This window comes from Paenibacillus sp. SAFN-054 (assembly GCF_051966755.1).
Classification (GTDB): domain Bacteria; phylum Bacillota; class Bacilli; order Paenibacillales; family Paenibacillaceae; genus Paenibacillus_AQ.
This window is the reverse complement of record NZ_JBQCKS010000004.1, coordinates 1-22,967: the sequence shown is the minus strand read 5'-3', so window position 1 is coordinate 22,967 and position 22,967 is coordinate 1. Positions and strand designations below refer to the sequence as shown.

Sequence of the window (22,967 nt, the reverse complement as noted above, 5' to 3'; positions counted from 1 at the left end):
TGAAGTAACCATGGATTCTGCACTTATGCATACGGGGATCATAGCCATCCGGATACAAGAGGAAGACAAGGGTTTCGGCATCTTGGGAGGACAAAAAAGATGGAACAATTGCTACAGCATCTGCGAAACTTGGGTTTTACGGAGATGGAAGCAAAAATTATGGTCGAGCTGGCCGGCAGGGGTCCGTCCTCCGGTTATGAGGTAGCGAAGGGGCTCGGCGTATCGCGGTCAAATGTGTATGCAGCCCTGCAGCGCCTGTCACAGCATGGATTTTTGCGGCGCAGCGCCGGGGAACCTGTACGTTACAGCATGCTGAAGCCGGAGGAATTGACGCAGATGATATCGGGACAGGTAAAGGAGTCGCTGTCCTTTATCGAGACGACAATGCCGCGCGTCGAACAGGATCAGCAGCCGTTTTACAGCGTTGAAGGGGACCGCAACGTGATGGAGACGCTGACGCGCGAGCTGGAGCGGGCCGAGCATGAAATCGTCGTTGACGTATGGCGCGAGGAAGCCTCGCTCGTGCGGAACGGCTTGGAGGAAGCGGAGCAGCGCGGTGTTAAGCTGCTGTGGTCCTGCCTGGGCACGGATGAGGCTGTCACCCGCCTCGTTCCCTGGCCGTCACTCGGCCAGGAGGAGGGGGCGCCGAGACCTGGGCGGCGATTCTCATTCGTCATCGACCGCCGCTGGTGCATGCTCGGCATGCGCGGCGAAGACTGCACGACGCAGGGACTCGTCACCGAGCATCCGGTGATGGTGGAGCTTTTGCTTCACCATTTTACGCAGGAAATGGTCCTGTTCGAGCTTGAGCAGGACATCGGAACGGAGCTTGCGGAACGCTACGGCCCCCGGTATGAGCGGATTTACCGCAAATACGTAGGTCCGGACGGCGCGGAGCCGGTAGAAGAACAAGAGCAGGATGATCAGCAAAAGGACGCCTAGGGCGCCCTTTTGCTGTACCTGAATCCTTTTCTTCCAATTTTGCTACAACATCTTCAGGGATTTGAACACGCGGAGATAATCATCACGTTTATGAGGCACGAATTGTTGTAAGCTTAAGGTGGTATTGAAAATTTGCGGGTCATTCCCGTCTTCGCCTACGGCGAGGATGCCTGATGCCGAAATGGTGCCAACAGCGCCTTCGAATAAGGCGATGACGGCGTCCAAATCCGCCTCGTACAGACCGGCGACTTCCTCCTGCTGCAGGCGGTAAGCTGTAAGCGGGAGATTCAGGAGATAGCCGAAGACGAAGCATTTCTCCCGGTCGATGAAGGACTTGCCTCCGGCGGTGCCGGTCGCGAAATAGTCAATGGTGCCGAGCGAAGTCAATTGGTCCAGGTGGACCGGGATGCCAAGTTCTTCTTCGACCTCGCGGACGGCGTCCTCGACGGTTTCGCCGGCGCTGAGGTGGCCTGCAGCTGTAATATCGTAAAGCCCAGGGAATGTGTCCTTGCTGTCCTGGCGTTTTTGAAACAGAATTTTGCGTCCTTCCGGCGTATCGCTGGCAATCCAGCAGTGAAAAGAATGATGGAGATAGCCCTTGGCATGGACCTCATCGCGCGCCGCGGTACCGATTTTCTGGTCGTGTTCATCATATATATCAAATAATTCCTGACTCATGGCGTCAAAAGCACCTCCCTGGCATGTTGAAATCATCCATCATTATCCCGCAGCGAAGATCGGATGGCAAGAGAGAAGCGGAAGGCGGAAATCAAAATTAACAATAAATATTATGATGAAAGAGAGAGATGAAGCATGGAATGCATCGTTCGTTTCGAAGTGAAGTACAGGCAGGAGATCAAGCGTCTGCGCGGGCTTTTGTTTATCGAAAAAGGGAAAAAGCCGGATACCGCTCAGCTGCTCGATATGTTTAAGGACATGAAATACGAGGTCGCCTTGACCGACCCGGACCGCCTGCTGTTCACGCCAGTGACGGCGGGAGCGGATTATGAATACATTCGGGTAACGGAGCTGGATACGGGAGAAGAGAAGTATACGGAGGACCATGACCTGAAGAATCTTATCGGCAGTTTGATGCCGCAAAGACCGCCCGGGCTGTGACCGCGGGCTTACCCCGCGGATACACCAGGCAGCGGATTGGATTCAGGCAGACTCCGGTTCCGTATCGAGCACGGAGGTGCAGTGGGCGCAGCGGGTGGCTGCCGCCGGAATCTCAGACTTGCAGTAGGGACATTCCTTGGTCGTCTTTTCCGGCTCCGGCTTGTCATGCTCTCTGCTTTTAATCCAGTTGATGCCTTTCACCAGCATGAAGATACAGAAGGCCACGATAAGAAAGTCGAGAACGACGTTGATGAATTGGCCGATAGCAATGACCGGTTCGCCCGCCTTCTGGGCTTCCGCCAGCGTATGGACTTCTTTGCCGCCGCGCTTCAGCGGAATGATAATATCCTTGAAATCGACGCCCCCCAGCAGAACCCCGATCGGTGGCATGATGATGTCGTTGACAATGGACGTTACGATTTTGCCGAAAGCTCCGCCGATAATGACGCCGACAGCCAGATCGATGACGTTGCCGCGAACGGCGAACTCCTTGAATTCATGAATAAAACCCTTCAATATAATTTCCCTCCTGATTGCTTTCATGATTCTACCTGTTATATAAATTGATTCAAGTATAAACGAGATTGAAGCACAATTCAGCATTTTTCCACGGATTTCCGGCGCCCCGTTTTCAGACCTCCATCAAATACCTCTTTCTTTTTAACCCGGTTTTGCGTTATACTTCATGCATTGTCTATACGTTGTGAAAACTTTCATACAGCTTCTCGTATATGTGCAGGAATGGGCCTGCATGTCTCTACCCGGTCACCGGAAATGATCGGACTACGGGAATAACGAACGGTCGGGTACGCATCCCGACGTCTTTGAGTTGTTTCCGTGAGTCCGCGCTGTGTCCGGGTCACTGCCTGCAAGGCAGCGGCCGGAAGAGACGGGCTTTTTTCGTGTTTATTAAGGATCGAAGCAGGGAGATTTTAAGGGGGAAAAGGAATGCAGCTTCTACAGCAAAAAGTATTGAACGAAGGAATCGTGCTCAGCAACCAGGTACTCAAGGTCGATTCATTCCTGAATCATCAGATGGATCCGTTCCTGATGAAGGAAGTGGGGAAGGAATTCAAACGCCTATTCGCAGACCAGTCGATCGACCGCGTATTGACGATAGAATCCTCCGGCATCGCGCCCGGCATTATGACGGCTTTGGAGCTTGAAGTGCCGCTGATTTTTGCCCGCAAGCACAAGTCGTTGACGCTGCGCGAGGATATTTTCGTTGAGAAGGTATTTTCCTTTACGAAACAGGAAACGAACGAAATTACGGTCTCCCGCAAGTTCATTCAGCCGGGGGAGCGTGTTCTGATCATTGACGACTTTTTGGCGAACGGCGAAGCAGCTTTCGGGCTTGCCCGCATCGTGGAGCAGGCCGGAGCAGAAGTGGCCGGCATCGGCATCGTGATCGAAAAGGCATTCCAGCCGGGCAGCCGCCTGCTGCAGGAAGCCGGATACCGGGTCGAGTCGCTGGTCAGAATCGCCGCCCTTGATAACGGAACGGTTACGTTTGCCGAGTAAGATGTACAGGTTAACAGCAGAGAATTTTAGAGTTTCATCTTCATAAAAACCAACTTCTTGGGAGGAATCTTTCCGTGGAACGGAACCATCAAGCGCAGCGCAATGCTTTTATGAACAACCGAAACCCTTTCAAAACCTTCTCACTTGGCATTCAGCATGTGCTGGCCATGTACGCGGGCGCAGTGATCGTGCCGCTGATCGTGGGAGGAGCGCTCGACTTTACAACGGAGCAGCTGACATATCTCATTGCCATCGACTTGATGGCCTGCGGCCTTGCGACGATATTGCAGGTCTGGGGCAACCGCTTCTTCGGCATCGGGCTTCCCGTAATGCTCGGCTGCGCATTCCAGGCCGTATCCCCGATGATTGCCATCGGGCTGAAGGACGGCGTATCGGCCATTTATGGCGCGATCATCGCCTCCGGCCTGTTCGTGGTCTTATTCTCGGGATTGTTCGGAAAGTTAATTGCCCTGTTCCCGCCGGTGGTGACGGGCTCCGTCGTGACGGTGATCGGAGTTACGCTGATTCCGGTCGCCCTCAACGACTTGGGCGGCGGTGACGGAGCAAAGGCAGCAGGTGAATTCGGAAGCCTGCTGAATCTCGGTCTCGGCTTTGGGGTGCTGGCATTCATCATCATCATGAACCGTTTTGCCAAGGGCTTTATCCGTTCGATCTCGGTTCTGATCGGGCTGATTATCGGAACGCTCGTGGCAGCGGCAGCCGGGCATGTCGACATGACGCCGCTGAAGGAAGCAAGCTGGTTCCACGCGGTAAGACCTTTTTATTTCGGAACGCCGACGTTCCATGCTTCATCTATCCTGACGATGATTCTCGTCGCGATCGTCAGCATCGCGGAATCGACCGGCGTCTTCATGGCTTTAGGCAAAATCGTCGATAAAGAGGTTTCCTCCAAGGATCTTGCGAAGGGCTACCGCGCCGAGGGCCTCGCGATCGTGCTCGGCGGGTTGTTCAACTCCTTCCCTTATACGACGTACTCGCAGAATGTCGGACTCGTGCAAATGAGCCGCGTAAAAACGAGAGACGTGATCTTCGTGGCGGGGGGCATCCTGATTGTCATTGGCTTCGTGCCGAAAATCGCGGCGTTAACCCAGCTCGTCCCAACCTCGGTGCTCGGCGGGGCGATGGTGGCCTTGTTCGGTATGGTGGTATCCTCCGGCATTCGGATGCTGGGGGGACAAGTGGACTTGAACAAATTTGAGAATTTGTTCATCATCGCCTGCTCGGTAGGCATGGGGCTTGGCGTAAGCGTAAGCCCGGATCTGTTCAAGCACCTCCCGGATTGGGCCCGCATTCTCGTGGATAACGGAATCGTGGCCGGCAGCGTGACGGCCATCGTGCTTAATCTGTTGTTCAACGGACTTAAGGGAGGAAGGCTCCCGAATACAGGGGATACAGCAATCAAAGAAGGACAAGCCGCGTAAGCGGGCTTGCCCTTCTTTTTTATATAAGGCCGGCGTGGATACAGAATTTCGTCACGCATTCCGGTCTGTGATATGAGTGCATTTTGGTACGGCTATACGGCATAGACCTGAAGCGCACTGGGCTCGACGCAAATATCGAACGGGCCGGTAGACATGTTCTCGCCGTCGCCAAGCGCGAGCCGCTGCTGCTCGAACTGGATGGATATCTCCTTGCCTCGCTTGAACTCCACGAATGGGAGATGGACATGCTTACCGCTCAGCACGGTCGGGAACAGGCGAAGCAGCTGCAGACGGGAGCATCCGTGGACGATACAGATATCCAGCTCGCCGTCGCCGGGATGGGCCTCGGGACAAATATGCAGTCCGCCGCCATAGCTCTTGACGTTGGAGATGGCGGTAAGCCAGGCTTTTTCGTAGGTGGTCGTCATGCCGTCGCATTTAACTGTAAGGCTGCACGGCTTGAAGGTCAGGAGCGTATGCAGAATGCCGACGATATAAGCAACCCTTCCTACCCGGAAGAAGTTGCATATCTTTTTATAAAGGCTGGTGTTCACATTCTCCGCCACCTGGGCATCAAATCCGATGGCAAGAGCCGTCAGGGTTAATCCACCGGACGTGACGATCAGGTCGGCCGCCCGGGTTTGCCCGGCGAGCATCAGCTCCAGCGCCGACAGCGGATCATGCGGAATGCCGAAGCCGCGGGCGGTGTCGTTGCCGGAACCGGCCGGTATGACGGCCAGCGGAATATTGAAGTTTTTGAGAACAGGCAGCACGCTGTGGATCGTGCCGTCTCCGCCGATGACAGCCACGCCCTTCCAAAACTCCGGTTCGGAGAGAGCAGCGGCGATCAGATCGGCCGCCTGCCCCGCGCTATCGGTAAACAGGTGGCGGTAATGGACCGCCCTTGCATCGAGAGCATCCTTGATTTTAAGCCAGGTCCGGTAGCCGTGGCCGTTGCCGGACCGTTTGTTGACGACGAACAGATACATGTGTTTTCCCCCATGTCATTCAAAGAAACCCTTTGCCTTTATTGTAAGAATTCTGTCGTCAAAAGGGAACCCTGAAATAATGGACATATGCCTTTGTTTACAGATGCCGGAGCTGTTTCTCCGCCAAATCGCCGATCCAGGGAAGCTTCAGCCATTTTCCTTGCAAGGAGGTGAAGAGCAGCATGATCCACATGGCCAGCGTCAGGATCGATAGCAGTCCGGCAATCAGCGGGCCGATCAGGGGAATGAAACCGCAAAGCACATGCGCGATCATGACGGCGCCGAAGGCGAATACGGACTGCAGGGCGTGAAAGAGGACGAAGCGGCTTCGTTTCTCAAGCGCGAGAAATACAATGCCGCCGACGAAGGCGAACAGGTAACAGAGGGTTGCGGCAATATTTTCCGGCAGGCCTGTAGAGGATTTGAAAAAAGGGGACATCGATGACCACTCCTTGTCTTACTTCGGATTGTTGTATACATATGTCCGGCTGAGACAAGTTATGTGAAACAAAAAAGCATCCATCAAGAAGCTTGCCGACGGATTGGTCCGCTGCCTGCTCTTTAGGATGCTTTTTTGCATAGAATACCGATAATAAGCTTTACGAAGCGTCTCCGCCCTGCTGCTGCCTGCGTGGATGCGTAATCTTGCCGATCTTATCGGTGTCGTTCTCTTTCGGAACCAGGCGGGGGTCGGTTCGGCCTTCGTGATGGTTATCGTAAATGAATTCGCTAAGCTGCCATTCGGTCGTGCCAAGCATCGGATCGGCAGGGAAATCCTGTCCTCTGTGCAGAACCTCTTCACGGCCCCATTCGTTGGTGTACACGCCGTCCACCTCGACTTCTTCACGGGAAACGGGCAGCATCGCTTTGTTTTTATTGTTCATTCCAAAGTCCTCCTCCATGGCGTTGTCTGGAACAATGACGCGAATGACGTAAGACTGCCTTATTAATGTTCCCTGGCCGGCTTTGATTTATCCGAAAGTCCGAAGCCTTAATCCAATGCGTCAAGGATCAGCTGCTGCAGCAGCGGGCGGGGATTCTTCCAGCGGCTCACCTTGCTGTCCGCGGTGAACACGACCACCGTTTCGGATTCGGGGAACAGATAGATCTGCTGTCCGCCGTGGCCGTGGGCACAGCTGAAGACCTGACCGTTCATTTTCCCCGTCCAGAAGCCGAACCCGTAATCGCCGAAAGCCGGATATCCCTCCACCTGCGGCTGCAGTGCTTGGCTTAGCCAATCCCCGGGAATGATGCCCCTGCCCTGCCAGCGTCCGTGGTCCAGACAGCAGACACCTAGCTTGGCCATATCCCGGGATGTGAGGTACAGCCCGACATGGCCCATGCTGTGACCTTCCGGGCTGGAGGACCAGGCTGCATGTTCGATGCCGAGCGGACCAAACAAATTTTCCCTCGCAAAGGCAAATGCATCTTGTCCGGTGCATTCCGATAGAACAACGGACAGCAGATGCGTATCCGTGCTGCGGTATTGGAACTGATCGACCATCTCCGGCAGCACGGGCAGGGAAAGGGCAAACGATGCCCAGCTCCTGCTGCGGTGAAAACGGTGGATCAGCGGCTCCCCGAGCTTCTTGCCTGTTTGCCAGGCGAATCCCGTGGTCATGGTCCACAGTCTCCGCAGGGTCAGCGATGCGTCTAACGAAGGATGAGGCCGCTTGCCAGTGTAACGACCGAGAATTCCGATAAGTGATTCATCCGGACCCGGCAGAAGGCCTCGGTCCAAGGCGATTCCGGTGAGGATGGACGTAATGCTTTTGGTAGCGGATCTTAAATCGTTAAGCGAGCCGCTGCCGTGACCGCCGTAGTATTTTTCGTAAATCAGCTTGCCCCGGCGGGCCACGAGAAAGCTTCGCATTTTCGGGAAGGAGCTCCGGATCTTTACATCGGCCTCGTCCAGCAGCCGCAAACTGCAGCCGGCTTTATCCGGGTGTTGATAGGAGAACGGGGGTGTCCGGTATGAAGGGGATTGAAGCAGCGTCATGCCTTGGTTTTCCATGATCGGTCCTCCTCTTCTGGAGCGGTTCATGAACAGAAAGTCGTTCATCGTTATCATTAACTTAACCCAATCGACCGATGATCAAAGATAGGAACGTTAAAATTTTCAATGTAAATAAACTTAATCTATTCATTTTTCTGGAAAGCTGTTTTCAACAGCGGAATATGATACAATGAAGGGAGTGATTCAGTCTTACCGCCTTGGGGTATGTTATTTTCCAGTACCTTATACGGCAGCCGGGAGCGTTCAGCCCAAACCTAAATAACTAACTGCAAACGACTACTTCTTCATGTCAGGTACGGTCTTTTCGGCATTCTCTTAATTGGAGCAATCCATTCAAGTGTTTTGGGAGGGAACTATCATGGCAACTAAAGGTCACAACGAAGTAAAAGAAAGTCTGCGGGAAATGACACGGATATTCCGGCCAAAAGATCCTAAGAAATTCGTGAAGGAATATGTCCGGAAATACCATATTATGGGAGGGTACGAAGAAGAGTTAACCTCGGTTGTAGAGCATGAATTGGGAAGAATGAATTCTTCCGTTTCATAATCACTTCAGTGCAAGCCCAGCCTGGCCAATACAATAATGAAAGACATATGATAAAACCGTACCCCGCGAGTCGTTTTCGCGGGACTGCGGTTTTTTTGTTGTGGAATGCTGATGTACGGGTTCCGTTTCGCATATAGTGTACCATTCCCCGTCGGAAGGGCAATACGCGAGAAGCGAGAGGAGCAGCAGCATGGAAATAAGCTTGAAAAGCAGGGAAGAGATCGGATACATGCAGGAAGCGGGGCGCATTCTGTCAAGCTGTCACCGGGAAATCGCCCGGCTGATCGGCCCGGGCATGACCACGCTTGCCATCGATGCATTCGTTGAGGATTATCTGGCGAAGCAAGGCGCCACGCCGGAACAAAAGGGATACCGCGGGTTTCCGTTTGCCACCTGCGCTTCCGTCAATGATACCGTCTGCCATGGGTTTCCAAACGACGTGCCTCTGGCGGAAGGGGATGTGGTAACCATCGATATCGTCGTCAACAAGGATGGCTGGCTCGCGGATTCCGGTTGGAGTTATGGGATCGGGAAGCTCAGCCGGCCGCTTCAGAAACTGCTGGTCAAAACCGAACAGGCGCTGTATGCCGGCATCGACCAGGCCAGGGTAGGCCATACAACCGGAGATATCGGGCATGCGATCGAAAGGGCGGCTCGCAAAGGACGCTACGGCGTGGTGAAGCCACTGGTCGGCCACGGCATCGGCAGACAGCTTCATGAACCTCCCGACGTGCCGAACCACGGAAGGCCGGGGGACGGAGTCCGGCTGACCGAAGGCATGGTCATTACCGTAGAACCGATATTCACGCTGGGTTCGACCGGCGCCGTATTGTGGAACGATGACGGATGGAGCATCCAGACGGCGGACGGCACCTGCGGAGTCCAGTTTGAGCATACCGTCGCGATCACGGCGGAAGGACCGCTGTTAATCACCGGTTAGGAGCCCTGCGTGGCTCCTTTTTTTGTTGAAAATTGACGGATTGGTGACGATTCAAAGGCTGGAAAAAGGGGAAATATGAATGAAAGGGAGGAAATGTGGGTATACGAAAAGGGATTGCGAAGGTTCCAAACGGAGGGGCAGTCAGGGGCATGCAGGCAGGGTGGAAACGATTGCAAACGCTTGTGTGGCGCGACTTTCAGCACTTTTCGAACAATTTGTGAACTAGGTCAGAAACATTGACAAAATAGTACCTTAAACTTATATTAAATAGGTGATTGTTTTAATTGACAGTAGCAATTCATCCGTTATAGCACAGGTGACAGGCCGCCCAAGAGTCTCTTTGGCGGTGCCTGTGAAAATGTACAAAGTGGGGTAGATCAATGATGAAACGGTGGCAGGCTGTAAAGCGACTCCTTCCCTTGCTCGCAGTATTTTCTCTGCTTTTAGCCGGGTGCGGCCGCGAGGACTTGTCGGCATTACGTCCACAGGGGCCTGTGGCGGAAGGACAGTACGATTTGATGAAGCTCTCAATCACGATTATGATCGTGGTCTTGATCGTCGTATTTGCAATTGCGGTATACGTTTTGATTAAGTTCCGCAGGAAAAAGGGACAAACCGATGTGCCTGAGCAAGTGGAAGGCAACTTCAAGCTGGAGATTATCTGGACTGTAATTCCGCTTATTCTGGTATTCATTCTGGCCGTGCCTACGGTTCAAAAGATTTTTGCGTTCGGTGACGACCACTATAATGAAAAGGGTTCCGTACAGGTGAAAGTGACTTCGCACCAATACTGGTGGGAGTTCGACTATCCGCAGTACGGCGTGAAAACCGCTCAGGAGCTCGTCTTCCCGACAGGCAAGAACATTGCCTTCGAGCTGAAGACAGCCGACGTGCTTCACTCTTTCTGGGTACCTTCCCTGTCCGGTAAAATGGACACGAACCCGGATGGAACGATCAACCGTTTCAGCTTCAAAACCGATAAAGAGGGAGTTTACCGCGGTAAATGCGCCGAGCTTTGCGGCCCTTCGCACGGTTTGATGGAATTCAAGGTGAAAGCTGTAAGCCCGGATTCGTTCGACAAATGGGTAGCAGCCATGAAAGCACCGGCTGTTCTGCCTAAAGATCAAGCCTTGGCCGAAACGTTCAAGAAGTCCTGCTTGTCTTGCCATGCTGTAGGCGACCAAGGTGGCCCAGTAGCTCCGAATCTTACAGGCATCGGTTCCCGTGAATCGGTTGCCGGTATCTTGCTGAACGAAGGTCAAGACGGAGGCAAACCGGTTAAAGAAAACATGAAAGAATGGCTTAACGATCCGCAAGCCGTGAAACCGGGCAACAAAATGCCAGCTCCAAAAGATTTGGGTCTGACAGATGAACAAATCGATGGCATTGCCGACTACTTGGCGAACTACAAACTGGATTACTAAACGTTAAGCAGCAAGATTTTTATAAGAGGGGGTACCAACCTTGGCTCATGCTCATAGTGTCAAGCGCCATAAGGGCTTAATGGATTGGCTTACAACAGTCGACCATAAGAAAATAGCCATACTTTACTTACTGGCTGGCGGTTTGTTCTTTGGGATCGGCGGTATTGAAGCGGTATTGATCCGCTTGCAGCTGATCAAGCCGATGAACGATTTCGTATCAGCCCAAACCTTTAACGAACTGATTACAATGCACGGTACGACGATGATCTTCCTGGGCGTCATGCCTGTGATCTTCGCACTGATGAACGCGGTCATTCCGCTCCAAATCGGTGCGCGCGACGTTGCGTTTCCGTTTCTGAACTCGCTCGGATTCTGGACGTTCCTGTTCGGCGGAGTCCTGCTGAATCTGAGCTGGATTATGGGCGGTGCACCGGATGCGGGCTGGACGTCATATACCCCGCTTTCGACAAATACTTACAGTACGACGCACGGTGTCGATTTTTACACCGTCGGCTTACAGATAGCCGGTCTCGGTACGCTGATCGGGGGCATTAACTTCCTGGCGACGATCATCACGATGCGCGCTCCGGGCATGTCCTTCATGAGAATGCCGATGTTCACATGGACATCTTTCATTACGTCCGCGATGATTCTGTTCGCATTCCCGGCCATCACAGTTGGTCTGGTACTGCTTTCGTTTGACCGTATTTTGGGAGCCAACTTCTTCGAAGTCGCCAACGGCGGTAACTCCGTTCTTTGGCAGCATATCTTCTGGATATTTGGCCACCCTGAAGTATATATCCTCATCCTGCCGGCATTCGGCGTGATTTCCGAGGTTATACCGACATTCGCACGCAAGCGTCTTTTCGGTTACAGTTCCATGGTGTTCGCAACCATTCTGATTGCCTTCCTGGGCTTCATGGTGTGGGCTCACCACATGTTTACAACGGGTCTTGGCCCGGTTGCAAACGCACTGTTCTCGATTGCTACGATGTTGATCGCGGTACCTACGGGTATCAAAATCTTTAACTGGCTGTTCACCATGTGGGGCGGACAGATCCGCTTTACAAGCCCGAACCTGTTTGCGATCGGATTCATCCCTACCTTCGTTATGGGTGGCGTGACAGGGGTTATGCTGGCATCGGCTCCTGCCGACTTCCAGTTCCATGATACCTATTTCGTTGTAGCTCACTTCCACTACGTTATCGTGGGTGGCCTCGTATCCGGTTTGCTCGCAGGCCTGCATTACTGGTGGCCTAAGATGTTCGGCCGCATGCTGAACGAAACGCTTGGCAAATTGTCTTTCTGGTTCTTTATCATCGGTTTCCATCTGACCTTCTTCGTACAGCATTTCCTTGGTCTGATGGGCATGCAGCGCCGCGTATTTACGTACCTGCCTAACCAAGGCTTCGATACGCTGAATATGGTAAGTACTATCGGCGCGATTATGATGGGTATCGGTATTCTGTTCTTCCTGATCAATGCGATTGCTACAGCCTTCAAGCCTAAAGGCTTGCCGGATGATCCATGGGGAGACGGACGTACACTGGAATGGGCGATTCCATCCCCTCCTCCGGAGTACAACTTCAAGCAGATTCCGCTTGTTCGCGGTATCGACGCTTTGTGGAAAGAGAAAATGGCTGGCAACAAAGGCATGACTCCGGCAGAACCGCTCGGACCGATTCATATGCCTTCGCCAACGATTCTTCCTTTCGTAATGTCTGTGGGGATTTTCATTGCCGGTCTTGGATTCATGTTCAGTAAAGAGGATTTCTCGAATTCCTTTATGAGCCTGATCTTCAATAACTGGATTGTCGTCATTATCGGTTTGTTGATCACTTTCGGTTCCATGCTGCTGCGTTCCCTGTATGACGATCACGGCTGGCACATCGAAGTGGAAGAGCTCGATGAAGAGGGGGTAAAAGCATGAGTACAACGCATGCAGAAACGGTAGACGGCGCATTGCCGCACGAACCGGAAAAAGCGACGTTGGAAGGCCGCAATAAAGTGCTCAGCTTCTGGCTCTTCCTTGGTGGAGAGGCCGTGCTGTTCGGTACCCTGTTCGCGACTTTTCTTGCGCTTCGCAATCAGACGAATGAAGGGCCGACTGCAAGCGAGTTGTTCTCGTTTACGACGACAGCCATTGCGACTTTGATCCTGCTCGTCAGCAGCTTGACCAGCGTGTTCGCCGTACAGGCGATGCACCGTCATAACGTCGCCAAGCTTCGCGTATGGTTAATCATTACGGTTATTCTGGGCCTTGGCTTCCTTGGCCTCGAAATTTACGAGTTCTATGAATATGTAACGGCAGATAAATTCGGCATGACAACCAGCGCATTCAGTTCGGCGTTCTATACGTTGGTTGGTTTCCACGGTGCCCACGTTGCGTTCGGCGTACTCTGGATTTCTGTCCTGATTGGACAGCTGTTCAAAAAGGGATTGACGGTTGTAACGGCGCCTAAGGTTTATGTGTCGGCAATGTATTGGCACTTTATCGACGTCGTGTGGGTATTCATCTTCACGGTTGTTTACCTGCTCGGAAAGGTGGGCTAAGGCATGACTTCTGCAGATCATCGGGCGACTCGTGACGCGGTGAAGCACAGCCAACGTCATGAGGGACCTCAAAAGCATATTGTAGTATTCATTTTCTCCATCATTCTGACAGCCATCGCTTTCGCCGCTGTTATTGCAGGAGGAGTGAACACGGCGTTTACGGTCTTGTTCCTCCTCGTGATGGCCGTCCTTCAAGTTCTGGTGCAAATGGGTTACTGGATGCACTTGAAGGATCGGGGTCATATGATGCCAATCATTTTCATGATCGGCGGATTCTTCGTAGCAGGTACAGCGATTGTCACCGCGTTGTACTGGGTTTGGTGGTAAAATAGACAAAGAGGCGGGCGATTGCCCCCTCTTTTTTTAAATGAAGCAGAGATGTCACAATTTCGACAGATATGAGTCTGCCTGGGAGGAGGTTTTAACATGCTGGGGTTAGAATATTTTAGCTTTAGCGCTTTGTTCAGTCCGTTATTTCTCGCATTTATGCTGATCGTAACGGCTGCGTATTTTGTTGTTATCGGGCCGCTGAGTGAGAGGTTTGCGGGCGCTGAACCGGTGTCTCTAAGCAAAAAGATCAGCTTCGTCTGCGGTATGTTTATTCTGTACCTTGCTCAAGGCGGGCCGATCAGTCTGCTCGGACACATGATGTTTACGTTTCATATGACCACGATGGCACTATCTTATCTGGTAGCGCCGCCGCTTCTGATGATGGGAATTCCCGCATGGTTGTGGCGAGCGATACTGAGAGTGAATCCGTTCAAGAAGCTTGGCTTTTTTGCCAAGCCTGTCGTTGCGGCGGTCGTGTTCAACGGATTATTCTCTTTCTATCACTTCCCGGCCGTACATGATTATGTGATGCTGCATTTCGCACTGCACCGATTGTATTATCTGGTGCTGTTCATCGCGGCCATTCTGATGTGGTGGACCCTGATCAATCCGCTGCCCGAGAAGAACAGAGCTTCCGGACTCGCGAAGATCGGCTTTATCTTTCTGAACATGGTCCTGCTGACACCGGCCTGCGGTCTGATTATTTTCTCGACAGAGCCGATGTACGCGACTTACAGCGATCCGAATATCTGGGCCCAAGCGATGGGATACTGCGTATCCGGAGATCCATCGAAGCTGCTGCAGGCTTTTGGCGGACCCACTTTTTTCAACATCATGAGCACGAAGGTAGATCAGCAGGTTGGCGGAATCGTGATGAAGTTCATTCAGGAATTTATTTTCGCATCCATGCTCGGAAGGGTATTTTTCCAATGGTATAAGACTGAGAATAAAGAAGATGACGATATAGCGCCAGCCGAATTCGGCGAAGGTTCATTGAACCAAGCATAAGCTGATGTAACCGAGGTAAGGAGGATTTTCATGGATTTATATATGCTGATGCCAACGGTCAGCACATCTTTTATTGTCATCAGTGCGATTCTGGTGGCAATCGGGTGGGTGCTCATCATTCAGGGCAAACGGGATGCCCACAAAAAAGTCATGATTTGCGGTGCGATCGCCGCGCTGCTGTTCTTCATTATTTACGTCTCCCGAACAGCCTTCGTGGGCAATACATCGTGGGGCGGATCCGATGAAATGAAGGTGTATTATCAGATCTTCCTGATTTTCCATATTACGCTGGCAACGATTGCGGCCGTATTTGGAATAACCACGCTGGTGCTCGGTTTCAAGGAGAAATTCTCGAAGCACCGGAAGTGGGGAAGAGTAACAGCCACGATCTGGTTCGTTACGGCCGTGACCGGCGTAGCGGTATATGTGCTGCTCTACATCTTGTATCCTGGCGGTCATACAAAGCCGGTCTGGGATGTAATTCTGGGAGCATAAGATAATCATCATTTATTCGCCATTTCGGCGAGCATAGGAGGCCTTTTCCGGTGTCTGCAAGCAGGCATAGGGAAAAGGTCTTTTTGCTGCTTTCGCTTCATATTAGTATCTGGGCGGATGTTCATAAGACCACCGAATCATTTAAATAAGGAGTGGATCGAAAAAATAGCATTTTGTCGTGATTTGTATGTTCCTGGACCTAGAATGTGGGTATTAAATAAGGAAAGCCAAAAATAAACGGTAACATTACGGCTCCTAATCACGTTTAGAGTTTATAAGGGTGAACCTCAAAATCACTGAAAAGGTCCGGGATCCACATGAAACGTATCCGCTTTTTGAAACATGGGGGGCGGAGGGGAGGACGGTATATGCTGGCTGCTGCAGCCATTTTGGCATTACTGTTCACCACCTCGTTATCGAACCCCGAAAAGATGTCGGCAGATCAACAACACGAATCAGTAAAGCATCCTCAGGCCCCGGCATCGCCAATGTCCGGAACGTCTGATTCAATGCCTCATGCAAGCGGGGGCGATCCCGAGGCCAGCAAGCAGTCCTCCGTGCAATGCGGCGTGCTGAAGCTGGAGTCATCATCCGGTGATGGCATGCATCAAATTCCGCTGTACTGCATCTCGGGCAAATTTTACGGCGAGGACATTCCTACGAATCTCCCCCATAAGGAACTTCCTGTGCTGAAAGGTGTCTCTCTTCATCCTTCGGAGTTGACGAGATGGGGAGCATACTTTCTGAATGAAGGCAGCAGCTATGGCTATCTTCTTCTGGCACCGCGAAATTGGGAAGTGGCAAGCGCCGATACGGGAATGGACGGTTCGGTCAAAATCATCCTGCAGGATCCGTTGAATCCGAAGATTCGCATGACTTATCTGGACATTGGCTCTTGCATGGGATGCGCGATCCAGCGGATCGGGAGTTATTTTCCGAACATGGAGAAATGGGCGGACGAAAAGGGATTCATCGCTGAACCTCCAGCGTTTATCAGCAGGTCGGAGTTAAGCGGGCACTTGTTGCGGTACACACTGCAGAAGACGAATGAGAGGTACAAAACCGAAGGAATGGCGTACCGGCTCGTTGAGGAGACAAACACCCAATTCACGATGCTGGAGATCGAGGCGCCGGAAGAACAAGCACAAATGCTGCAGTCCATGCTTGGATTTTATTCCAAATACCCATCGGCCTTTTTCTATTAACCTATGCTGCCGTTCAACTGGTAGATAAGACCCATAGCCCTCTAAAGGGCTGCGGGTCTTTTTTTGTGCACAAATCATAGACATTCAAAAATTTTCCAAAATAATTCGGCTTAACCTATTGCGCGTTTGATATTCACCCTATATACTGTGTATAAAGATATACACAGTAAGCACACCGATGAGGTGTATATACACACCTGACAGATAATGAAGAGTGAGCGGGGGAGAGCCGTTTGGAAAATGCGAAGAAGGCTTGGTCGATGATCGTCAAAGATCTGAAAGGCGAGAAGAAATATTTTATATGGACGTTTGTCTATGCGGCTTACATGGCGTTCACGTTCGGCATGGCCATGAGAGGACGAACAGAATCTCCGGGATACACGAACCCGGTGCTCGACGGATTGTTTCTGCTGCTGCTTCCGATGCTGGGCTTCTACTTTTGCCGAAGATCGTTTAAGTACTTGAGCGAAGATTCTTATACGCAAATGCTGGCCTATTTCCGGGCGCTGCCGATTTCGGACCATGTGGTGATTATCTACCGGCTGATACAGATTTTCCTGGCCTTTCTCATGAACGGCTTCGTCTTCTTCGGTCTGATGTATTGGACTGCCGGTCCACTGCGGAGCGAATTGTCCATTGCAGGTTATCTTGCGCTGGCGCTCACTTGGATCGGATACGGAATGATGATGTCCGGGGCGTACATGTATTTTGAATTTTCGAAGCACGGGAAGGCATACTTCAGATCGACGTTCATCCTGCTCGCGGCAGCGGTTGTGGCAGCGGTCATCATCAAAGTATGCGGCGGGAACCTGCTGAACTACTCAATAGAACAAGCGACTCAATGGAAGCTGCTGTCTCCCCTGATGTGGATGATGCTGGCAGCGGCGGCAGTGAGCCTGACGATGTTCACCAAAATCACGCTCAGAAACCTCCAAATCAGGGATCTGGTGTAACAGACTGCGATACATACATGCGATAGGCAGCTGTGCTGCAGTAAGCGGCATGGGTCAAAGAAGCAAGGGGTGAGGTGCGAAAGGTGTGGATTCCTATACAACTGAATGAAAACAGCGCTGAACCGCTTTACCATCAGATCGAATCCCAATTAAGATCGCTGATTATCAGCGGACAAATCAAGGAGGGAACCCTATTGCCATCCATCAGGGAATTTGCCGGAGGATTGAACTGCAGCGTGATTACCGTTCGCCGGGTTTACCAGGACCTGGAGAGCGAAGGACTGCTGCGGACGAAGCAGGGGACCGGAACGTTTGTCGCCAAGGTTGGGAATTCGCAGCGCGAAGTATTCAGACGGGAAGCGGTAGAAGAGGCACTGAGCTCAGCCGTCGATGTCGGCATTTCGGTCAAATGTGAGGAAGAAGAGCTGAAAGAGCTGTTCTTAACGATATTGAATCAGAAATATCATCCGGCGAAGGGAGAAGGTGAAGGATAGATGGAACAGGCAGCCATTGAAATGAAGGGTGTCGAGAAGAAAATGCGGCAGAAGCTGATTGGTCCCATCGATTTGAAGCTGCCTAAAGGGTACGTGGTCGGACTCATCGGGGAAAACGGATCGGGCAAAAGCACGCTCATGCATATGATGCTGAAAATTGTCTTTCCCGACCGGGGCACCATTTCCTGGTTCGGCGAGAGCTACGAGAAGCAGATACCGCAGCCGATCCGGCAGCAGATCGGGTTCGTATCCGAGAAATCCAGCAGCGAAGAAGATAACTTGACCGCAGAGGAAGCGGCGGAGTTTCGGGCACAGTGGTATCCCGCGTGGGATCAGATGTATTTTGAAGAGCTGCTGGGGAAATTCAAGGTTCCCCGCAACATCAAGCTGAAGAAAATGTCCAAGGGAGAGCGGCGCAAATACGAGATTTCGGCAGCCCTGGCGCCGCGTCCGACACTGTTGCTGCTTGATGAACCCTCCTCGGGGCTTGACCCCTTCGCATGGAAGCTGATGATTGATGAGCTTAGAAGCTACATGGAATCGGGCGAGGCCACCATCCTCCTGTCCACGCACATCGTGGATGAGGTGAAGAGACTGGCGGACTACGTGCTGCTCCTGCATCACGGCAAGCTGCACGGCATGGCGGAGAAGGACAGCCTGATGGATAATTGGAAGGAAGTTTGGGTGAACGGCAGCACAGACCTCGCCGAGGATTTGCCGGGGATTATCCAGGTCCAGCAGGATTTTCAGGGCGTCATACGGATGATAACAACGCAGTGCCAAGCGACAGAACGGATTTTGCAGGACTCGGGCATACCGGTTTTGAAGACAAGGACGCTCGAGCTTGATGAAATATTAAGCCTATGGCTAAAGGGCCATCTGCCTGCGGGAACGCAGACGGGGAGAGGGGAGTAATCATGGTATCGTTGCAGCTCAATCATGTGTTCAAGCAGTACGGGGAGAAGACGGCGGTAAACAACATTTCGCTGGAGGTCGAGCAGGGCGAGATTTACGGGCTCTTGGGAGCGAACGGAGCCGGCAAGACGACCACGATGCGGATGGTCCTTGGTCTCATTTATCCGGACGGAGGCGAAATCCGTTATCACGGCAAGCCGTACAGCAATGAATTGACGAGCGTTATGGGCTATCTTCCGGAGGAGCGCGGGTTATACCCGAAGATCAAGGTCAGCGAACAAATCGTGTACCTGGCCCGCCTGCGCGGCATGTCCAAACAGGATGCAGACAAAAGCCTGCGCTACTGGCTTGACCGCTTCGAGGTGCCGGAGTATTACGATAAACGGATCGAGGAGCTGTCCAAGGGGAATCAGCAGAAAATGGGCTTTATCGCCGCAATCGTGCACAAGCCGCAAATTTTGATTTTGGATGAGGCTTTCAGCGGTCTTGATCCGGTCAACGTGGAGCTGCTGAAGATGACGGTTAAAGAGCTTCGTGACAACGGAACGAGCATCCTGTTCTCAACCCACCGCATGGAGCATGTCGAAGAGCTGTGCCGCCGAATTACGATCCTTCACCGGTCTAATACGGTCGTGCAAGGCGATATCAAGGAAATCAAAAGCCGCTACCCTCGCGAGGAAGTCATTCTGTACACGCAAGGTCAGGTGGACCGCCTGGATTCCATTCCGGGAGTCAAGTCGGTGGAGCGCGTGGACCGGGGCTACCATATTCACATCGGCACGCCGGATACGGCCCAGATGATCCTGCAGCACGCGATGGCGGAAACGACAGTCGAACGCTTCGAAATCAAGGAGCCGACGCTGAACCAAATCTTCATTCAAGAGGTGGGGGAGTCCAATGAATAACAATTTGGGAACCATTATCGGATTCACATTTAAAAATAAAGTCAAAACGAAGTCCTTTCTGATTACAACCCTAATCCTGGCCATCCTCATTACGATCGGCATGAACGTGCCTTATATGATCAAAAAGTTCAGCGGCGGGGATGACGGCAAGGCAACGCAAATCGGGCTTCTGTACACAAGCCAGCAGGAGACGGCTGCAGAGCTTGAGAGATACGCAGCGGCAGGGGGAGACAAGGATTACGCGTTTGTCCCATATGAAGGAAGCACGGAAGATCAGCTGAAGAAAGACGTCAAAGACGGCAAATTGGAAGGATACCTGAAATTCGAAGATGATCCGGCCGATAAGTCGTTTCCGAAGGTCACCTATGCAGGCGAGGGGGACATCAGTCAAAGTCTGAACACCTATCTACAGGGAGCGCTGCAAAACGTCAAAACGACGATAATCACAAAGGACTCCCTGACCGCTGAGCAGATCGCCGCACTGAATAAGCCGGTTATGCTGAGCTCGCTCGATATCTCCGACGATGCCAAGAATGCTGGCGGGGATATGGAAAAGAACAACAACCAGAAAATCATGAACTATGTGATCGTATATTTCCTGATGATTCTGTTCTTCACTTCCAATATGATGACAGGCAACATGATTGCCGCAGAGGTCACTGCCGAGAAAAGCTCGCGCATCATGGAAATTCTGATCACCAGCGTATCGCCACTCAACCAGATGTTCGGCAAAATCATCGGGATTTTCCTGGTGGGCATTACCCAGATCGCCGTTTTCGGCGCCGTCGTTGCCGCGAACGTAATGCTGCCAAACAACGTGGGCATGCTGGAGGAGTTCCATCTCAGCCTGTCGGACATTAATCTCTCTGTTCTGGTATACGGATTGCTGTTCTATATCTTCGGTTACTTTCTGTTCGCGGTGCTCTACGCCGCTGTCGGCTCCATTGTGAGCCGCACGGAGGAGCTCGGGCAGGCAGTTATGCCGATTACGATGCTCGGACTCGCAACCTTCTACATCGGCATTTTCAGCATCAGCACGCCGGAAAGCATGCTGATCAAGGTGACCAGCTTTATTCCGTTCACGGCTCCAACCTCGATGCTGGTGCGCATCGGTATGGGCGAGGTGCCGGTATGGCAGATCCTTGTTTCCCTTGCCCTTCTGATCCTGGCGATTCTGGTGTTTGGCTGGCTGTCCGCGAAGATCTACCGCACGGGCGTCCTGATGTACGGCAAGCGCCCATCGTTCAAGGAGCTTCGCAAGGCGATGAAGGCGTACAAAATCTAGGTTACGTACAGAGAAAGAGAAATAAACAAAACAATCACAGCATTCAAACAAAAAAACAGAGGCATGAGCACGGGTGCCATAGTACCGAGCTCATGCCATGATTAGGCCAACCATACATATAGCAGAGGACAACAGGGGGGATAAACATGAAGAATTGGAAACGAATGCTCTTATCGATCACGATTTCGGCAGGAATGATGGCTACCGCAGCGCCTGCTATGGCTGCTCCGCAGCAGCCTGCCGTTAAGGTCAACGATCATCTCGTTGAATATGCTGCCGGAGGCGCCCCGGTCATCGATCAAGGCACGACGTATGTTCCGCTGAGAACGACGCTCCAGGCAATGGACGCGAAGCTGATGGATGCGGCAGATAGTACGATCCATGCGGTCGTGGATGGCAAAACGATCACGCTGAGAAGCAAGCTCAAACGCATTCAAGGCGTGACCTACGCGCCCATTCGTGTTGTAGGGGATGCTGCCGGTTATGAAGTTCGCTGGGATGCCGGTACGCGCACAATACTGCTCGTTTCAAAGGCAGCCGAAACCGCGAAGAGCGGCGGCCGCGGGTTCATGTGGGAAGTGGAGAGCAACGGGAATACGGTATACCTGGTAGGTTCCATGCATATTGCGGATGATAGCTTCTACCCGCTCCGTCCTGAGTTTGAAGAAGCGTTTGGAGAGGCCGACTATCTCGGCGTCGAAATTGATTTAAGCAAATCAGCCGACGAGGCACAGCAACAATTGGTTATGGATATGGGCATGTACCAGGATGGGACAACGCTGAAGGATCACATATCTGGTGAAACGTACGCCAAGCTGGGCAAGATTATGCAGCAAAGCGGCCTGCAGCCGAACGCCTTGGATGCTTTCAAGCCCTGGGTCGCGGAATCGACGATCAGCAGCCTGAAAGCCATGAATGCCGGATATGAGGGGGCTGCGGGGATCGATTTGTATTTTATCCAAAAAGCAATCGAACGCAAAATCCCGGTGGTAGAGTTGGAATCCTACGAATCCCAACTGAGCATGTTCAACGGCTTTTCCAAAGAACTGCAGGAAAAAAACCTGAACGCAGCATTGGACAACTTCGATGTTCTGGATGATACGGTGAATGACATGGCGGATATGTGGAAACAAGGCGATGACAAAGCGCTGCTAGAGTTGACGAACAGTATGTCCGGCGATGCGGAGTATAATAAGGCCATGCTGATGGACCGTAATATCGGAATGGCGGATAAAATCGATGGATATCTGAAAAACGGAAAAAAAGAAGAATACTTCATCGTAGTTGGTTCTGCCCACTACCTGGGCGAGCATGGCATCATCAAGCTGCTTGAGGATAAAGGATACAACGTCGTTCGAAAGTGACAAAGCATACACGGAAATGGCAAGAAGGTACCTAATCCAAAAGGAGGGGGGACCTTCTTCTTTGTATGAAACGATCTGCAATATCCTTAGAGGGACAACTGGTTATCAGCAATTCCATGTTGGTAATAATTACAACTTGAAATGATCGCTCCAAAAGGTTATATTATTAGTCCGGCCACAAACAATATGTTTCGCCGGTCGACGGGTACGCAAGGTGAGAGAAAAGAACTTCAAAAAAGTTCTTGCGGAAATTGTCGAAAGATGATATACTATAAAAGTTGTCGCCGATGAAACACTTTGGCGGTGACGAAAAAGAATTTGATCTTTGAAAACTGAACAACGAGTGAGAAAAGGCTTTGCTTGCAAAGCCGATCGCGAAGCAAATTGGTTCAAGCGTTCTGGCTGAATGATTTGCGGAGCATAAAAGAGATTTTAAGTAATCTCGTCAGTTTCAAAATGAGCGAATCGCTCTTTCGAAGATGAAGATTGAAAATGATCGACTCAGCCGAGTTTGACCCA

25 protein-coding genes and 1 riboswitch are annotated in these 22,967 nt (G+C 51.9%); of the genes, 19 read left to right on the top strand and 6 right to left on the bottom strand.

The features are described 5' to 3' along the window. Nucleotides 1–99 precede the first annotated feature (99 nt). On the top strand, nucleotides 100–942 hold the full coding sequence (locus ACTHPM_RS18720; RefSeq protein ID WP_440397262.1) for a TrmB family transcriptional regulator: 843 nt from the start codon (nucleotides 100–102) through the stop codon (nucleotides 940–942). 42 nt (nucleotides 943–984) lie between these two features. Here the strand turns inward: ACTHPM_RS18720 and ACTHPM_RS18715 are convergent, their stop codons facing one another. After that, complete coding sequence (locus tag ACTHPM_RS18715) at nucleotides 985–1,620, bottom strand: NUDIX hydrolase (RefSeq protein WP_440397263.1); 636 nt, start codon at nucleotides 1,618–1,620, stop codon at nucleotides 985–987. Between the two features lie 135 nt (nucleotides 1,621–1,755). On the opposite strand from ACTHPM_RS18715, the gene ACTHPM_RS18710 reads away from it, so the two are divergent. Beyond that, nucleotides 1,756–2,061: a hypothetical protein gene (locus ACTHPM_RS18710; RefSeq protein WP_440397264.1), complete on the top strand. Its 306-nt coding sequence runs from the start codon at nucleotides 1,756–1,758 to the stop codon at nucleotides 2,059–2,061. 42 nt (nucleotides 2,062–2,103) lie between these two features. Here ACTHPM_RS18710 and mscL read toward each other — a convergent pair whose 3' ends face one another. Then, nucleotides 2,104–2,604: a large conductance mechanosensitive channel protein MscL gene (gene mscL, locus ACTHPM_RS18705; protein ID WP_440397265.1), complete on the bottom strand. Its 501-nt coding sequence runs from the start codon at nucleotides 2,602–2,604 to the stop codon at nucleotides 2,104–2,106. Between the two features lie 162 nt (nucleotides 2,605–2,766). After that, a riboswitch (purine riboswitch) is annotated at nucleotides 2,767–2,867 on the top strand. Between the two features lie 142 nt (nucleotides 2,868–3,009). Between mscL and ACTHPM_RS18700 the strand changes: the two genes are divergently transcribed. Both ACTHPM_RS18700 and ACTHPM_RS18695 read left to right on the top strand, forming a co-directional pair. Then, entirely contained in the window at nucleotides 3,010–3,582 is a 573-nt protein-coding gene (locus tag ACTHPM_RS18700; protein WP_440397266.1) for a xanthine phosphoribosyltransferase, read from the top strand. A gap of 110 nt (nucleotides 3,583–3,692) precedes the next feature. Further along, nucleotides 3,693–5,024, top strand: a complete 1,332-nt coding sequence (locus ACTHPM_RS18695) for a nucleobase:cation symporter-2 family protein (RefSeq protein ID WP_440397304.1) — start codon at nucleotides 3,693–3,695, stop codon at nucleotides 5,022–5,024. Between the two features lie 92 nt (nucleotides 5,025–5,116). Here ACTHPM_RS18695 and ACTHPM_RS18690 read toward each other — a convergent pair whose 3' ends face one another. The 4 genes from ACTHPM_RS18690 to ACTHPM_RS18675 all read right to left on the bottom strand — a co-directional run bounded on the left by ACTHPM_RS18690 (nucleotide 5,117) and on the right by ACTHPM_RS18675 (nucleotide 8,027). Then, the gene (locus tag ACTHPM_RS18690; RefSeq protein ID WP_440397267.1) at nucleotides 5,117–6,013 is read right to left on the bottom strand and encodes a diacylglycerol/lipid kinase family protein; all 897 of its coding nucleotides are present in this window, start codon (nucleotides 6,011–6,013) and stop codon (nucleotides 5,117–5,119) included. Nucleotides 6,014–6,110: 97 nt separating this feature from the next. After that, a complete protein-coding gene (locus tag ACTHPM_RS18685) occupies nucleotides 6,111–6,452 on the bottom strand; it encodes a DUF4870 domain-containing protein (protein ID WP_440397268.1) in 342 nt (113 codons plus the stop codon). A gap of 160 nt (nucleotides 6,453–6,612) precedes the next feature. Then, a complete protein-coding gene (locus tag ACTHPM_RS18680; RefSeq protein WP_440397269.1) occupies nucleotides 6,613–6,897 on the bottom strand; it encodes a transposase in 285 nt (94 codons plus the stop codon). A 107-nt stretch (nucleotides 6,898–7,004) separates the two neighbouring features. Next, a complete protein-coding gene (locus ACTHPM_RS18675; RefSeq protein WP_440397270.1) occupies nucleotides 7,005–8,027 on the bottom strand; it encodes a serine hydrolase domain-containing protein in 1,023 nt (340 codons plus the stop codon). A gap of 361 nt (nucleotides 8,028–8,388) precedes the next feature. Here ACTHPM_RS18675 and ACTHPM_RS18670 point away from each other — a divergent pair, with 361 nt between their 5' ends. The 15 genes from ACTHPM_RS18670 to ACTHPM_RS18600 all read left to right on the top strand — a co-directional run bounded on the left by ACTHPM_RS18670 (nucleotide 8,389) and on the right by ACTHPM_RS18600 (nucleotide 22,448). Then, complete coding sequence (locus tag ACTHPM_RS18670; RefSeq protein ID WP_036651115.1) at nucleotides 8,389–8,577, top strand: hypothetical protein; 189 nt, start codon at nucleotides 8,389–8,391, stop codon at nucleotides 8,575–8,577. A gap of 190 nt (nucleotides 8,578–8,767) precedes the next feature. Next, complete coding sequence (gene map, locus ACTHPM_RS18665) at nucleotides 8,768–9,517, top strand: type I methionyl aminopeptidase (RefSeq protein WP_440397271.1); 750 nt, start codon at nucleotides 8,768–8,770, stop codon at nucleotides 9,515–9,517. Between the two features lie 380 nt (nucleotides 9,518–9,897). Continuing rightward, complete coding sequence (gene coxB, locus ACTHPM_RS18660; protein ID WP_440397272.1) at nucleotides 9,898–10,941, top strand: cytochrome c oxidase subunit II; 1,044 nt, start codon at nucleotides 9,898–9,900, stop codon at nucleotides 10,939–10,941. Between the two features lie 79 nt (nucleotides 10,942–11,020). Then, nucleotides 11,021–12,871: a cytochrome c oxidase subunit I gene (ctaD, locus tag ACTHPM_RS18655; RefSeq protein WP_440397305.1), complete on the top strand. Its 1,851-nt coding sequence runs from the start codon at nucleotides 11,021–11,023 to the stop codon at nucleotides 12,869–12,871. Next, on the top strand, nucleotides 12,868–13,494 hold the full coding sequence (locus tag ACTHPM_RS18650) for a cytochrome (ubi)quinol oxidase subunit III (protein ID WP_440397273.1): 627 nt from the start codon (nucleotides 12,868–12,870) through the stop codon (nucleotides 13,492–13,494). Before ctaD ends, ACTHPM_RS18650 begins: the two co-directional genes overlap by 4 nt. Before the next feature lie 3 nt (nucleotides 13,495–13,497). Next, nucleotides 13,498–13,821: a cytochrome C oxidase subunit IV family protein gene (locus tag ACTHPM_RS18645; protein ID WP_440397274.1), complete on the top strand. Its 324-nt coding sequence runs from the start codon at nucleotides 13,498–13,500 to the stop codon at nucleotides 13,819–13,821. A gap of 99 nt (nucleotides 13,822–13,920) precedes the next feature. After that, nucleotides 13,921–14,832, top strand: coding sequence for a cytochrome c oxidase assembly factor CtaG (gene ctaG, locus ACTHPM_RS18640; protein ID WP_440397275.1), 912 nt, complete (start codon nucleotides 13,921–13,923; stop codon nucleotides 14,830–14,832). Nucleotides 14,833–14,862: 30 nt separating this feature from the next. Beyond that, nucleotides 14,863–15,327, top strand: coding sequence for a DUF420 domain-containing protein (locus ACTHPM_RS18635; RefSeq protein ID WP_440397276.1), 465 nt, complete (start codon nucleotides 14,863–14,865; stop codon nucleotides 15,325–15,327). A gap of 368 nt (nucleotides 15,328–15,695) precedes the next feature. Continuing rightward, nucleotides 15,696–16,532: a DUF4850 domain-containing protein gene (locus tag ACTHPM_RS18630; RefSeq protein ID WP_440397277.1), complete on the top strand. Its 837-nt coding sequence runs from the start codon at nucleotides 15,696–15,698 to the stop codon at nucleotides 16,530–16,532. A 233-nt stretch (nucleotides 16,533–16,765) separates the two neighbouring features. Further along, entirely contained in the window at nucleotides 16,766–17,485 is a 720-nt protein-coding gene (locus ACTHPM_RS18625; RefSeq protein WP_440397278.1) for a hypothetical protein, read from the top strand. 83 nt (nucleotides 17,486–17,568) lie between these two features. Continuing rightward, nucleotides 17,569–17,979 carry a GntR family transcriptional regulator gene (locus ACTHPM_RS18620; RefSeq protein ID WP_440421630.1) on the top strand — a complete coding sequence of 137 codons (411 nt, stop codon included), beginning with the start codon at nucleotides 17,569–17,571 and terminating at the stop codon, nucleotides 17,977–17,979. Further along, nucleotides 17,980–18,894: an ABC transporter ATP-binding protein gene (locus ACTHPM_RS18615; protein WP_440397280.1), complete on the top strand. Its 915-nt coding sequence runs from the start codon at nucleotides 17,980–17,982 to the stop codon at nucleotides 18,892–18,894. It abuts the gene before it with no gap. A 2-nt stretch (nucleotides 18,895–18,896) separates the two neighbouring features. Beyond that, nucleotides 18,897–19,799 carry an ABC transporter ATP-binding protein gene (locus tag ACTHPM_RS18610; RefSeq protein ID WP_440397281.1) on the top strand — a complete coding sequence of 301 codons (903 nt, stop codon included), beginning with the start codon at nucleotides 18,897–18,899 and terminating at the stop codon, nucleotides 19,797–19,799. Next, nucleotides 19,792–21,084 (top strand): ABC transporter permease, encoded by a 1,293-nt coding sequence (locus tag ACTHPM_RS18605; protein ID WP_440397282.1) that lies wholly within the window; start codon nucleotides 19,792–19,794, stop codon nucleotides 21,082–21,084. The genes ACTHPM_RS18610 and ACTHPM_RS18605 overlap by 8 nt, the downstream gene beginning before the upstream one ends. A 146-nt stretch (nucleotides 21,085–21,230) precedes the next feature. Next, complete coding sequence (locus ACTHPM_RS18600; protein ID WP_440397283.1) at nucleotides 21,231–22,448, top strand: TraB/GumN family protein; 1,218 nt, start codon at nucleotides 21,231–21,233, stop codon at nucleotides 22,446–22,448. Nucleotides 22,449–22,967: the final 519 nt, after the last annotated feature.